General features: G+C 71.3%; 15 protein-coding genes. 5 read left to right on the top strand and 10 right to left on the bottom strand.

The window, feature by feature from the left end:
• The first annotated feature begins 32 nt into the window (after nt 1-32).
• The gene (locus ABLE68_RS14005; RefSeq protein ID WP_348872124.1) at nt 33-698 is read left to right on the top strand and encodes an SIMPL domain-containing protein; all 666 of its coding nucleotides are present in this window, start codon (nt 33-35) and stop codon (nt 696-698) included.
• On the opposite strand, the gene hppD is transcribed toward ABLE68_RS14005, so the two are convergent.
• Nucleotides 695-1,903: a 4-hydroxyphenylpyruvate dioxygenase gene (gene hppD, locus ABLE68_RS14000; protein WP_348872123.1), complete on the bottom strand. Its 1,209-nt coding sequence runs from the start codon at nt 1,901-1,903 to the stop codon at nt 695-697. The two genes, ABLE68_RS14005 and hppD, sit on opposite strands and share 4 nt — an antisense overlap.
• A gap of 82 nt (nt 1,904-1,985) precedes the next feature.
• Between hppD and ABLE68_RS13995 the strand changes: the two genes are divergently transcribed.
• On the top strand, nt 1,986-2,459 hold the full coding sequence (locus tag ABLE68_RS13995) for an Lrp/AsnC family transcriptional regulator (RefSeq protein ID WP_348872121.1): 474 nt from the start codon (nt 1,986-1,988) through the stop codon (nt 2,457-2,459).
• Here ABLE68_RS13995 and ABLE68_RS13990 read toward each other — a convergent pair.
• Nucleotides 2,449-3,081: an FMN-dependent NADH-azoreductase gene (locus ABLE68_RS13990; RefSeq protein WP_348872120.1), complete on the bottom strand. Its 633-nt coding sequence runs from the start codon at nt 3,079-3,081 to the stop codon at nt 2,449-2,451. The genes ABLE68_RS13995 and ABLE68_RS13990 overlap by 11 nt on opposite strands.
• A gap of 83 nt (nt 3,082-3,164) precedes the next feature.
• Between ABLE68_RS13990 and ABLE68_RS13985 the strand changes: the two genes are divergently transcribed.
• Complete coding sequence (locus ABLE68_RS13985; RefSeq protein ID WP_348872119.1) at nt 3,165-3,644, top strand: MarR family winged helix-turn-helix transcriptional regulator; 480 nt, start codon at nt 3,165-3,167, stop codon at nt 3,642-3,644.
• Between the two features lie 9 nt (nt 3,645-3,653).
• Here the strand turns inward: ABLE68_RS13985 and ABLE68_RS13980 are convergent, their stop codons facing one another.
• The 4 genes from ABLE68_RS13980 to ABLE68_RS13965 are packed head-to-tail and all read right to left on the bottom strand — an operon-like array spanning nt 3,654 to nt 6,933.
• Nucleotides 3,654-4,292 (bottom strand): IclR family transcriptional regulator, encoded by a 639-nt coding sequence (locus ABLE68_RS13980; RefSeq protein ID WP_348872118.1) that lies wholly within the window; start codon nt 4,290-4,292, stop codon nt 3,654-3,656.
• 34 nt (nt 4,293-4,326) lie between these two features.
• On the bottom strand, nt 4,327-6,114 hold the full coding sequence (locus ABLE68_RS13975; RefSeq protein WP_348872116.1) for a DEAD/DEAH box helicase: 1,788 nt from the start codon (nt 6,112-6,114) through the stop codon (nt 4,327-4,329).
• Nucleotides 6,111-6,362, bottom strand: coding sequence for a DUF3039 domain-containing protein (locus ABLE68_RS13970; protein ID WP_348873278.1), 252 nt, complete (start codon nt 6,360-6,362; stop codon nt 6,111-6,113). The genes ABLE68_RS13975 and ABLE68_RS13970 overlap by 4 nt, the downstream gene beginning before the upstream one ends.
• Before the next feature lie 13 nt (nt 6,363-6,375).
• Nucleotides 6,376-6,933, bottom strand: coding sequence for a PadR family transcriptional regulator (locus ABLE68_RS13965; protein ID WP_348872114.1), 558 nt, complete (start codon nt 6,931-6,933; stop codon nt 6,376-6,378).
• Nucleotides 6,934-6,976: 43 nt separating this feature from the next.
• Here ABLE68_RS13965 and ABLE68_RS13960 point away from each other — a divergent pair, with 43 nt between their 5' ends.
• Nucleotides 6,977-7,714, top strand: a complete 738-nt coding sequence (locus ABLE68_RS13960) for a PIG-L deacetylase family protein (protein WP_348872113.1) — start codon at nt 6,977-6,979, stop codon at nt 7,712-7,714.
• Between the two features lie 12 nt (nt 7,715-7,726).
• Here ABLE68_RS13960 and ABLE68_RS13955 read toward each other — a convergent pair whose 3' ends face one another.
• Nucleotides 7,727-8,284, bottom strand: a complete 558-nt coding sequence (locus tag ABLE68_RS13955) for a YqgE/AlgH family protein (RefSeq protein WP_348872112.1) — start codon at nt 8,282-8,284, stop codon at nt 7,727-7,729.
• Between the two features lie 125 nt (nt 8,285-8,409).
• Nucleotides 8,410-8,937: a hypothetical protein gene (locus ABLE68_RS13950; protein ID WP_348872111.1), complete on the bottom strand. Its 528-nt coding sequence runs from the start codon at nt 8,935-8,937 to the stop codon at nt 8,410-8,412.
• 134 nt (nt 8,938-9,071) lie between these two features.
• On the opposite strand from ABLE68_RS13950, the gene ABLE68_RS13945 reads away from it, so the two are divergent.
• Complete coding sequence (locus tag ABLE68_RS13945) at nt 9,072-9,779, top strand: TetR/AcrR family transcriptional regulator (RefSeq protein ID WP_348872109.1); 708 nt, start codon at nt 9,072-9,074, stop codon at nt 9,777-9,779.
• Here the strand turns inward: ABLE68_RS13945 and ABLE68_RS13940 are convergent.
• Nucleotides 9,769-10,779, bottom strand: coding sequence for a DUF3048 domain-containing protein (locus ABLE68_RS13940; protein ID WP_348872108.1), 1,011 nt, complete (start codon nt 10,777-10,779; stop codon nt 9,769-9,771). The genes ABLE68_RS13945 and ABLE68_RS13940 overlap by 11 nt on opposite strands.
• Nucleotides 10,780-10,880: 101 nt before the next feature.
• Nucleotides 10,881-11,651, bottom strand: a complete 771-nt coding sequence (locus tag ABLE68_RS13935; RefSeq protein WP_348872107.1) for an SDR family NAD(P)-dependent oxidoreductase — start codon at nt 11,649-11,651, stop codon at nt 10,881-10,883.

Here is an 11,651-nt window from a genome sequence, read left to right as displayed (position 1 = left end):
TCGCCTGGGTCCCGGTGGGCACAATCATCGACATGGCCGAGACCGTGATCACCGTCCAGGGGACCTACGACCAGTTCCATCCTGCGGAGCGCGCGACCGTGACGGTCGTCGTCGGCTTCGAGGGTCCCGACCGGGCGGCGGTCGTCACCCGGACGACGCAGGGCACGACCGCGCTGGTGGGCGGGATCGCGGCGCGGCACGACCCGGCCCAGGGACCGGTCACGTGGTACGCCACCGACCGGATCCAGGTGTGGGCCAACCGGCCGTTCAACAACAAGGGTGAGCAGCTGCCGCTGGTGCACCACGCGCAGACCCGGACCCGGGCGAAGTTCCGCGACTTCGACGACCTGGCGGGCTGGGTCGAGCGGGCGGCCACCTACCCCGGCGTACGCATCGACGGCGTCGAGTGGGCGCTGACCGAGCAGACCAAGCTGGACGCGATCGCGACCGTCCGCACCCGGGCCGTCGCGGAGGCGCGCGCCAAGGCCGAGGCGTACGCCGACGCGCTCGACCTCACCGGCCTGCGCTGCATCGCGATCGCCGACCCCGGCATGCTCGGCGAGCAGACCCACGGCGCCGGCGGCGGCCCCGCGATGTACGCCCGGGCCGCCTCGGCCGGCGGCGGCGAAGGACTCGCCTTCACGCCGGAGGACATCGCGGTCTCCGCGACCGTCGACGCCCGGTTCATCGCAAGCTAGAGATTGCCGCGGGCGTCCTGCTCGCGCTCGATCGCCTCGAAGAGCGCCTTGAAGTTGCCCTTGCCGAAGCCGAGCGAGCCGTGCCGCTCGATCAGCTCGAAGAAGACGGTCGGCCTGTCGCCGAGCGGCTTGGTGAAGATCTGCAGCAGGTAGCCGTCCTCGTCGCGGTCGACCAGGATCGCGCGCTTCTGCAGCTCCTCGATCGGGACGCGGACGTTGCCGATGCGGGCGCGCAGCTCGGGGTCCTCGTAGTAGGAGTCGGGCGTCGCCAGGAACTCCACGCCGTTGGCGCGCAGCGCGTCGACCGAGGCCAGGATGTCGTTGGTCGCGACCGCGAGGTGCTGGGCGCCGGCGCCGCGGTAGAACTCGAGGTACTCGTCGATCTGCGACTTCTTCTTCGCGATCGCCGGCTCGTTGAGCGGGAACTTCACCCGGTGGTTGCCGTTCGCGACGACCTTGCTCATCAGCGCGGAGTAGTCGGTGGCGATGTCGTCGCCGATGAACTCCGCCATGTTCGTGAAGCCCATGACCTTGTTGTAGAACTCGACCCACTCGTCCATGTGGCCGAGCTCGACGTTGCCGACGATGTGGTCGAGGGCCTGGAAGAGCCGCTTCGGCTGGCCGGGCTTGTGCTGGATGGTCGACGTCTGCGCGACGTAGCCGGGCAGGTAGGGACCGTCGTACCGCGCACGGTCGACGAGCGTGTGGACGGTCTCGCCGTACGTCGCGATCGAGGCGATCCGGACCGTGCCGTGCTCGTCGGTGACGTCCTCGGGCTCGCGGACGACCGTGGCGCCGGCCTTGCGGGCCTGGGCGATGCACTTGTCGACGTCGGGCACCTCGAGGGCGATGTCGACGACCCCGTCGCCGTGGCGGCGGTGGTGGTCGGCCAGCGGGCTGTCGGGGTCGACCGCACCGTTGAGCACGAACTTGATGGAGCCGGACCGCAGCACGAAGGACTTGTGGTCGCGGTTGCCGTTCTCCGGACCGGAGTAGGCGACGAGCTCCATGCCCCACGCGGACTGGTAGTAGTGAGCGGCCTGGGTCGCGTTGCCGACCACGAAGACGATCGCGTCCCACCCGGTGACCGGGAAGACGTCGCCCTCCTCGTCGTACTCCACCAGCCCGACCAGCTGCTGGAGCTGCTCGAGCGTGAGGTCGGCCTTGAGCTCGTCGGCGGTGAGGGCGTGGTGGGTCGTCGTCATGGAGCGAACCCTGCCGGGACAGCGCAGACTGTGCAATCGTGTGCGGAAACGCTGCACAACCTGTCCACTCCCGGAGGCGATCATGGACGAGCTCGACGGCAGATTGATCGATCTCTTCGCCGACGACCCACGCATCGGCGTGCTGGAGGCGTCACGGCGGCTCGGCATCGCGCGGGGCACGGCGCAGGCCCGGCTCGACAAGCTCGCCGCGACCGGGGTGATCACGGGCTGGGGGCCGGACCTCTCCCCCGAGGCCCTGGGCTACCCGGTGACCGCGTTCCTGACCCTCGAGATCCGCCAGGAGACCAGCCAGGGCGGGCACGACACGGTCGGCACCCACCTGGCCGAGATCCCCGAGGTGCTCGAGGTGCACACGATCACCGGGGCCGGCGACATGTGGGCGCGGGTCGTGGCCCGCTCCAACACCGACCTCCAGCGCGTCATCGACCGAGTCCTCGAGACCCCGGCGATCGTGCGCTCCTCGACGGTCATCGCGCTCGCGACCCAGGTCCCCTACCGGGTCCGGCCGCTCGCGCGCGCCGGGCTCAGCGGCTAGCGAGCTCCCGGCCGGCGACGACGGCGGCCTCCTCGGCCTCCTTCTTCATCAGCGCGGCGAGCTCGGTGAACTCGTCCAGCGCCGGGTTGACGCCGACGAGCGTGAACTCCCGCTCGATCACGGTGAGATCGGCGCCCCAGACGTCGACGAGGATCCGGCGCACGAAGTCGGTGCCGTGGTCCCAGCCCTCACGGGGAGTCCCCTCGCCGTACGCCCCACCCCTGGTCACGACCAGGACGACCGGCGTCCCCTCGAGGAGCCGCGTCCCGTTCGGTGCACCGGCGAAGGCGAGGTCGATCCAGGTCTTGACGTGCTGCGAGACACCGAAGTTGTAGAGCGGCAGAGCGAGCACGGCTGCATCGGCGTCGCGCAGCTCCTGCGCCAGGCTCGCCGCGAGGTCGAGGGCGGCGGCCTGCTCGGGGGTGCGCTGGTCCTCGGGGCTGAAGTAGCCGCTGATCGCCGTCGCCCACGCGTCGGCAGGCAACGGCTCAGCCGCCAGGTGGCGGCTGACGACGGGCACGTCGGGGCGGACGATCCGGAACTCGTCGAGCACGAGGTCGGCGAGCGACGAGCTGGCCGAGGCCGGCCCCTGGATGGTGGCGTCGATGCGGAGCAGGGTCACTGGAATCTCCCGGAGTTGGATTTGAATGTTCAACTCCACGGTAAACCCCTCGACTTGAATGTTCAAGTCAGTACGCTGGTGACGTGACCGACGACCTCTGGCTGGACGACGACCAGCTGCGTGACTGGCGGTCGGTCGTCGCACTGGTGATGACGCTGCCGGCGGCACTCGACGCCCAGCTCAAGCGCGACACCGGGCTGAACATGTTCGAGTACCACGTGCTCGCCGCCCTCTCCGAGGCCGAGCACGAGGCGCTGCCGATGAGCGACCTCGCCGGCATGTCCCAGGGCTCCCCCTCCCGGCTCTCCCACGCGGTCTCCCGCCTGGAGAACGCCGGCTGGGTCGAGCGACGGGCCTGCGTCGAGGCCGGACGGCGTACGGCGGCGCACCTGACCCCGGCCGGCCGCGCCAAGCTCGAGGACGCCGCGCCCAGTCACGTCCGCGAGGTGCGCCGCCTGGTCGTCGACACGCTCGACGCCGCTCAGCTGGCGGTGCTGGGCGACGCGGCGCGCGCGGTCGTCACCGCGATCGACGACCCCGGCTGCACCGGGGACTGCGGCTAGGCCGTCCGGTCAGCCGAGGCGCTCGGCGATCTCGGCGGCGGCGCGCTCGACGGCCGGCCCGATGGTCGCGCGGTCGATGTCGGGATCCAGGGTCACGATGCCCACGCTGGCCTCGAGACCGGGCACGCCCCGCACCGGGGCGGCCAGCCCCCGGGCGCCGGCCTGCAGCTCCCCCGCCGTCACGGCGTACGGCGTGGGGTCGTTCGCCCGCCCGATCAGGATCGCCTTGCCGGCGGCTCCCTGGGCGAGCGGGTGGCGCGAGCCGACCCGGTAGCTCACGTGGAAGGCGGTCCAGGTCGGCTCGACCACGGCCAGCGCCAGCGCGTCGTCGCCCTCGGCGACGGTGAGGTGCGCGGTGCAGCCGACCTCGTCGGCCAGCTCGCGGAGCACGGGCACTGCGACGTCGCGCAGCACCGGCTGGACCGAGGAGCCGAGCCGCAGGACGCCGAGCCCGAGGCGCAGGCGGCCACGCGGGTCCCGGCGTACGAGCGCGTGCTGCTCGAGGGTGCTGACCAGCCGGTGCACGATCGTCCGGTTGACGTCGAGCCGGGCCGCGAGCTCGGTGACGGTCAGCCCGTCGGGAGACGCGGCCAGCACGTCGAGGACCCGGAGCCCGCGATCGAGGGTCTGCGAGGTCTCGGACGGCACGAGCCGAGTCTAGGGATGGATAGGGAGCCGTGCCCTAGGACGACTTGCGGGTCGCCCACTCGCGCACGCGGTCGATGCGCGCGTGCAGCTGCTCGGCTGTCGCGACCGCGGCCGCCGGCCCCCCGCACTCCTTGCGCAGCGCGGCGTGGGTGATGCCGTGGGCCTGGCCGGTGCGGTGGTACCACGCAGCCACCAGTCCGTTGAGCTCGCGGCGCAGCACGGCCAGCTGCTCGTACGTCGACACCTCGGCCACCGAGTCGGGTTCGGGGTCGGCTGCGGCCTTCTGCTTCTTGGCCCGGTCGGTCTGGCGCTGCTGGAGCAGCTCGCGCATCTGCGACGGTTCGAGCAGCCCGGGGATGCCGAGGAAGTCCATCTCCTCCTCCGACCCGACGTGCACCTCGCCGGCGTGGCCGAACTCGCCGCCGTCGAAGAGCACCCGGTCGAAGCGGGCTTCGGAGCCCAGGGCCTCGAAGGACATGTCGAGCTCGTCGGAGGCGCCCTCGCCGGCGTTGGCCTGGGCGAGCAGGTCGTTCTCGGCGGCGAAGATGTCGCCCTCGTCGTTGATCTTGCGGCCGAGCACGTGGTCGCGCTCGATCTCCATCTCGGACGCGTGGCCGAGCAGGTGCGGCACCGACGGCAGGAAGACGGTCGCCGTCTCGCCGCGGTTGCGGGCGCGCACGAAGCGACCCACGGCCTGGGCGAAGAAGAGCGGCGTCGAGGTCGTGGTCGCGTAGACACCGACGGCGAGGCGCGGGACGTCGACCCCCTCCGAGACCATCCGCACGGCGACCATCCAGCGCTGGTCGCCCTCGCTGAACTCCGTGATCTTCTTCGAGGCCGCCTTCTCGTCCGACAGCACGACGACCGCGGCCTCGCCCGAGATCTGGCGCAGCAGCTTTGCGTAGGCGCGCGCGGAGTCCTGGTCGGTGGCGATGACCAGCCCGCCGGCGTCCGGGACGTGTCGGCGCACCTCGTCGAGGCGCATGTCCGCCGCGGTCAGCACCGACGGCATCCACGAACCCTTGGGGTCCAGCGCCGTCCGCAGCGCCTGGTTGGTCAGGTCCTTGGTCAGCGGCTCGCCGAGGCGCGCGGCGATCTCGTCGCCGGCGCGGGTGCGCCACTGCATCTCGCCGGAGTAGGCCATGAACAGCACCGGCCGGACGACGTGGTCGGCCAGGGCGTGGGAGTAGCCGTACGAGTAGTCGGCCACCGACCGCGGCACCCCGTCGCCACCGGGCGCGTAGGTGACGAACGGGATCGGGTTGATGTCCGAGCGGAACGGCGTGCCGGTCAGCGCCAGCCGGCGGGCCGCCGGCTCGAAGGCCTCGCGGACGCCCTCGCCCCACGACAGGGCGTCGCCGGCGTGGTGCACCTCGTCGAGGATGACCAGGGTCTTGAAGCGCTCGGTGCGGATCCGCATGGCGAGCGGGTTGACCGCGACCCCGGCGTACGTGACGGCGATGCCGACGAAGTCCTGCGAGGTCTTGCCCTTGCCCGCGGAGTACGTCGGGTCGATCGGGATGCCCGCCCGCGCTGCGGCCTCGGCCCACTGCAGCTTGAGGTGCTCGGTCGGCGCGACGATCGTGATCCGGTCGACGAGCCGGCGCCCGATCAGCTCGGCCGCGACCGACAGCGCGAAGGTCGTCTTGCCGGCGCCCGGCGTCGCGACCGCGAGGAAGTCACGCGGGAGACCGTCGAAGTACTGCCGCATGGCCGCGGTCTGCCACGCACGCAGCGACGGCGCCGTACCCCAGGCGGCGCGCTCCGGCCAGGCAGGCGTCAGCGCGTTCGGCTGGGGGTCGGCCTCGGGCCGACCCGTCACTCGCCGGCGCCCGACTCGTCGTTGAGGGACTCCCAGACTTCCTTGCACTCCGGGCAGACCGGGAACTTCTCGGGCGCCCGGCTCGGCACCCAGACCTTGCCGCAGAGGGCGACGACGGGAGTGCCCATCACCATGGCCTCGGTGAGCTTGTCCTTCTCCACGTAGTGGGAGAACCGCTCGTGGTCACCCTCGTCGGTCGGGACGGTACGCCGGTCCTCCAGGACGTCGGTGTCGGTCGAGAATCCGATGGTGGTCACGGGGTCAAGAGTACGTCACGCCAGGGTCGTCGGTGGCCCGCCACCGCTCCACCTCCGCCTTCGCCCAGGTGACCCAATCGATCGTCATCTGCTCCTGCTGCACCCGCAGTCGCATCGTGATCACGCTGATGTGGCGGCGCTCCGGGAAGAGCGGCTCGGCTGCTCCCATCTCGGTCAGCTCGGCCAGGTTCGAGCGCGCCGCCGCCGCCATCTGGTCGAGCGTGCCGTGCAGTGCATCGAGGTCGCCCGCGTCCGCGAAGAACACCTTCACCATCGCCTCGGACTCCCAGATCGGCGGCGACGACTCCTCACGGAGCCAGGCCGCGAGCGCCAGGCGTCCCGCCGGGGTGATCTCGTAGACCGTGCGCTTGCGGCGTCCGGTGAACTCCTCGTGAGCCGTCGCGTAGCCCTCCGCCACGAGCCGCTTCGGCTCGTCGTAGAGCCGGCGCTCCGCGCGGGGCCAGAACCAGTTGAGACTGCGACGCACCTGCTGGGCGAGCTCGTACGTCGTCCACGGGCGCACCGCAAGGAGCCCGAGCAGTGCGTAGCTGGTGGTGGTCATGGCGCATCTTGACATACTGTCATTGGCAGTATCTACTCCTCGCATGTTCCCGGACGCGAGCAGCCGACACGAACCGCCCCGCCTCCTCCTCGCGGTGGCCCACCCCGACGACGAGACCTTCGGATGCGGGTCGCTGCTGCTGGAGGCTGCGAGCCGGGGCTGGGAGACGACGGTCGTGTGCGCGACCCGCGGAGAAGCCGGCGAGCTCACCCCCGGCGTCGACCTGGGCGGCCGATCGCTCGGCGAGGCCCGGGCCGAGGAGCTGAGCCAGGCGGCCGACCTGCTCGGGGTGTCGCGGCTGGTGGTCCTCGACTTCCTCGACTCCGGCATGGACGGCACCCCGCCGCCGAACTCGCTCTGCGCCGCCGACCCGGCCGCCGCGACCGACGCCCTCCGCGCGGTCGCTGCCGAGGTCGACCCCGACGTCGTCATCAGCCTGGACGCCGCGGACGGCCACCGCGACCACGCCCGGATGCGGGACGCCGCGGTCACGGTCGCCGTCGAGCGCAGCGTCCCGGCATACCTCCAGGCACTGCCACGCAGCCTGATGTCACGATGGGTCGCTCACATGATCGACGTCCGGCCCGAGATGGCTCACCTTGCCTACGCGGATCTCGGCACACCCGACGACCTGATCGCGATCGTCCTGGACACCACGGCCCACCTCGCCGTCCGCGAGCAGGCGATCGCCCTGCACCGCACCCAGACCTCGCCGTACGACGGACTGCCCGACGACCTACGTCGCGACTTCCTGACCCGCGACCACCTGCTGCGGGGGTAGCGCGCACCAGCCCTAGTTCAGCTCGGGATCCATCGGCCGCGTGGAGTTCCAGGCGAGCTCCCCGGGCTGGCGGCGCAGCACATCGCGCCACAGCTCGGCGGTGTCGGCCCGGAACACGTCGGGGGCTGCGCCGGGCACGACGTACCAGCTCCCCTCGGCGATCTCGCCCGCGAGCTGCTCGGCTCCCCAGCCGGCGTAGCCGGCGAAGATCCGCAGCGCGGAGAGGCTGCCCGCGAGCAGCTCGACCGGGGCGTCGAGGTCGACCAGCCCGAGCCGCCCGTCGATCGGCCTGAACCCGACCGGGACGACCTCGGGATCGCGGAGGAGCGCGACCGCGAGCGCACCGTCGGCGCCGACCGGGCCGCCCTGGAAGAGCACGTCCGGCTCGTCCACGACGTGGGACCAGGCGTCGAGGACCTCGCCCACCGGCACCCCGGACGGCCGGTTGAGGACGACGCCGAGCGCGCCCTCGGCGTCGACGTCGAGGAGGAGCACGACGCTGTCGGCGAAGTTGGGGTCCACCAGCGCAGGCGTCGCCACGAGCAGCATGCCCGCTCGCGCCTCGCTCATGGCTCCATCATCTCCCACCGCGTTCTCCGACGGCGGCCAGTGGCCAGGGACGGACGACAGCCCCGGCGGCGACGTGGGAGGGAGGGAGGTGTCGACGCCGGGGCTGTCTGGTCTGGTGGGGCGGGTCAGGCGGCGAGGACCGCCTTGAGCCGCTCGAGCAGGCTGTCGCGGCTGGTCGGCTCGTCGACGATCGGCGTCGCGACGTACGACGCCCGTGCGCGGCGCTCGATCTCCGCACCCACGCGGACGGCGTCCGGGCCCGGCGCGCTGACGCGACCGGACATCATGGCGAGCAGGATCTGCTCCTTGGCGGCGGACTTGGCCATCGCCTCGGCGATGGCCGCATCGGCCGGCTCGGCGCGCTGGCGGTCGACGATCGCCCGCACACCCGGCAGCTCCTCGGCAGTGGCGTGCCAGGCGGCGACCACGGCGTCCTCGAGCTCCATCGGCTGGCGCATCAGCTCCCGCTCGATGCGGCCGGCGAGTCGGGTGTGCCAGCGCAGCTGGAGGGCGCCGAGGAGCGTGAGCTCGTCGCCGAACGTCTCGGCCACGCCGTCGACGTCCATCGGGAGGAGCCCGTCGCGGCGGCGGTTCGCACTCGTGATCACGTCGCGGAGGATCTCTCCGCGGCTGTGGAAGGACTTCCAGGTCATGGTTTTCTCCTTCGGGGAGGACTTGCATACCGCAAGTACGTACTCACGGTATGCCGCCGTACCGACGGTATGCAACTGCCCCCGCGGTGATCCGAGTCACCCGTACCGACGGTCGGTATTAGGCTGCCGGAACTATGAGCAAGTCCTCGGTCTCGAAGCTGGTGCCCAAGGTCCCCGGCGTGCCCGGCGCGAGCCGCCGCCAGCAGTACTCCGCCTCCACCAAGCGGGCGCTGGTCGACGTCGCCGAGGAGCTCTTCACGGAGAACGGCTACGCCGCGACCTCGCTCGACTCGATCGTCGCCGGCGCGCGGGTCACCAAGGGTGCGCTCTACCACCACTTCAGCGGCAAGCAGGCGCTCTTCGAGGCGGTCTTCGAGCGGGTCGAGCACGACGCGTCGCGCGCCATCCAGAAGGCGCTCAAGGGTCACAAGGACCCGTGGGAGAAGGCCACCGCCGGGCTCCGCGCCTTCCTCTCCGTGGTCCAGGAGGCGCGCTACCGCCGGATCGTGATCCAGGAAGGGCCGTCGGTGCTGGGCTACGAGCGCTACCGGGAGCAGGAGGAGCGCTCGACGTTCGCCAACGTCCTCGACATCGTCCGGTCCGTGCTCGCCGCAGGCCAGTGGGAACTCGACGAGGCCCTGCAGCAGACCTTCGCGCGGATCTTCTTCGGCGCGATGTCGTCGGCCGGCGAGTCGGTCTCGAGTGCCGAGGACCCGATCGTGGCCGCGGCCAACGTCGAGACCGCGATCGGGTTCATCCTCGCCGGCTTCCAGGCGCTCGCCGAGAGCGGCACCGACCTGGTGCCGGGTGTCACCGGCGTGCCGGACGCACCTACTTCGTGAAGGTGACGTTCCCGTTGGCGGCCGGCACCAGCTCGATCCAGGTGTGACCAGCGGGGACCGTCAGGTCGCCGCCGACCGTCGAGAGCTTGATCGGGGCGCTGAGCGAGGACTTGGTCCAGGTCCCCCGGACGACCTTGCCGTCGTGGAAGAGCATCGCCTGGCCCTTTCCGGTCAGCTTGGTCTCGGGCACCGGGTTGCCGGCGGGGTCGAGGTAGCCGGCGTCGCCGACCTGGACCCGCAGCACCAGCACCGAGTCGGCCGGGAACTCGTCACCCTGGTCGGCGTACGTGTTCTCGTTGACGTAGCCCTTGCCGTCGTAGGTCCAGTTGGTGGTGTGGCCGCCACCGAAGGACGCAGCGATCGTCTTCGCGGCCTGGCCGCCGGGGAAGTCGCCCTCGGAGCCCCACGGCAGGTAGTCGGCCGGTCGCGCCTCGTCGGTCTCCGCCGTCTTCGCGATCGTCGTGAGGTCGGCGAAGACGTTGTACGGCGCGCTGCGCGTGGTGTCGCGCGAGATGCCGGCCGAGCCCTCGGGGTAGTACTTGATGCCCGCGCCCTTGATGATCGCGATGGTCTTCGACGCCGCACCGCTGGTCACGACCGAGGCGTCGACCGGCGACACGATGCCGACGTCGCTCGCGCGCATCGACCGCACCGGCCCGACCCGCGTGGGCAGGTCGGAGTAGTAGAACGCCGCGAGGCGGGTCAGCCCGCCCTCGACCAGCTCCTCGACGACCATGTCGGCCGAGCCCAGCCCGATCTGCGGCGAGCTCGACTCGGTGTTGTCCATCTTGGTGACGAGGACCGGGTGGGTCGTCGACGCACTCTCGTCGCCGGTGACCGGCAGACCGGTGAGTGGCCAGGTCGAGGCGACCTCGTCGGAGCCGGCGACCTGCTGGGCCGCCGGGGACTCGTCGTCCGCCGGCTTGTCGGATCCGCCACAGCCGACGAGAACCAGGCTCGCCGCCGCGAGAAGGGCAGTGGTCAGGTGGGCACGGCGCACGAGAACGCTCCGTTCGTGAAACTCATGTGACATGGTCGACTTCAAGTGTGCAGGCGCGACCGTACCCCGTGGGGAGGCGCGCCCGGACAGCGGGTGAACGGCTAGGAGACGAGCTTGGCTCCGCCGTCGACGTACAGCGTCTGTCCGGTGATGTACGACGCCTCGTCGCTGCACAGGAACGCCGCGGCGGCCGCGATGTCCTCGGGGTAGCCGACGCGCTTGACGGGGTTCTGCTCGGCAGCGGCCGCACGGAAGTCGTCGACGGCGACGCCCAGCCGGGCTGCGGTGGCGTCGGTCATCTCGGTGGCGATGAAGCCGGGCGCGATCGCGTTGGCGTTGATGCCGTAGCGGCCGAGCTCGATGCCGAGGGTCCGGGTGAAGCCCTGGATGCCCATCTTGGCGGCCGAGTAGTTGGCCTGACCGCGGTTGCCGAGCGCGGAGACGCTCGAGAGGTTGACGATCTTGCCGTACTTCTGCGCGACGAAGTGCTTCTGGGCGGCCCGGGTCATCACGAACGCGCCACGCAGGTGGACGTTCATGACCATGTCCCAGTCGTCGTCGGTCATCTTGAAGAGCAGGTTGTCGCGGGTGACGCCGGCGTTGTTGACCAGGATGTGGATCCCGCCGAGCTCGGCGACGACCCGCTCCACGGCGGACTCGCCGGCCTCGGTGTTGCTGACGTCGCAGCCGACGCCGATCGCCTTGGCGCCGTCGACCAGAGGGAGCTTCGCGGCGGCCTCGGCAGCGGAAGCCTCGTCGAGGTCGAGGATCGCGACGGACGCGCCCTCCTCGGCGAAGCGGGTGGCGATGCCGAACCCGATGCCTCGTGCTGCTCCGGTGACGACTGCTACTCGCCCGTCAAAACGACCCAT

The sequence above is a fragment of the Nocardioides pollutisoli genome (genome assembly GCF_040045055.1).
GTDB lineage: Bacteria > Actinomycetota > Actinomycetes > Propionibacteriales > Nocardioidaceae > Nocardioides > Nocardioides tweenelious.
The sequence above is the reverse complement of the archived record's forward strand: the minus strand, read 5'-3'. Positions and strand labels throughout refer to the sequence as shown.

What these genes read in the sequence shown, in the direction of transcription:
- ABLE68_RS14005 (WP_348872124.1), top strand. Translation starts at nt 33, where the DNA reads ATGGCCGAGACCGTGATCACCGTCCAGGGGACCTACGACCAGTTCCAT.
- hppD (WP_348872123.1), bottom strand. Translation starts at nt 1,903, where the DNA reads ATGACGACGACCCACCACGCCCTCACCGCCGACGAGCTCAAGGCCGAC.
- ABLE68_RS13995 (WP_348872121.1), top strand. Translation starts at nt 1,986, where the DNA reads ATGGACGAGCTCGACGGCAGATTGATCGATCTCTTCGCCGACGACCCA.
- ABLE68_RS13965 (WP_348872114.1), bottom strand. Translation starts at nt 6,933, where the DNA reads ATGACCACCACCAGCTACGCACTGCTCGGGCTCCTTGCGGTGCGCCCG.
- ABLE68_RS13960 (WP_348872113.1), top strand. Translation starts at nt 6,977, where the DNA reads ATGTTCCCGGACGCGAGCAGCCGACACGAACCGCCCCGCCTCCTCCTC.
- ABLE68_RS13955 (WP_348872112.1), bottom strand. Translation starts at nt 8,284, where the DNA reads ATGAGCGAGGCGCGAGCGGGCATGCTGCTCGTGGCGACGCCTGCGCTG.
- ABLE68_RS13950 (WP_348872111.1), bottom strand. Translation starts at nt 8,937, where the DNA reads ATGACCTGGAAGTCCTTCCACAGCCGCGGAGAGATCCTCCGCGACGTG.
- ABLE68_RS13945 (WP_348872109.1), top strand. Translation starts at nt 9,072, where the DNA reads ATGAGCAAGTCCTCGGTCTCGAAGCTGGTGCCCAAGGTCCCCGGCGTG.
- ABLE68_RS13935 (WP_348872107.1), bottom strand. Translation starts at nt 11,651, where the DNA reads ATGGGTCGTTTTGACGGGCGAGTAGCAGTCGTCACCGGAGCAGCACGA.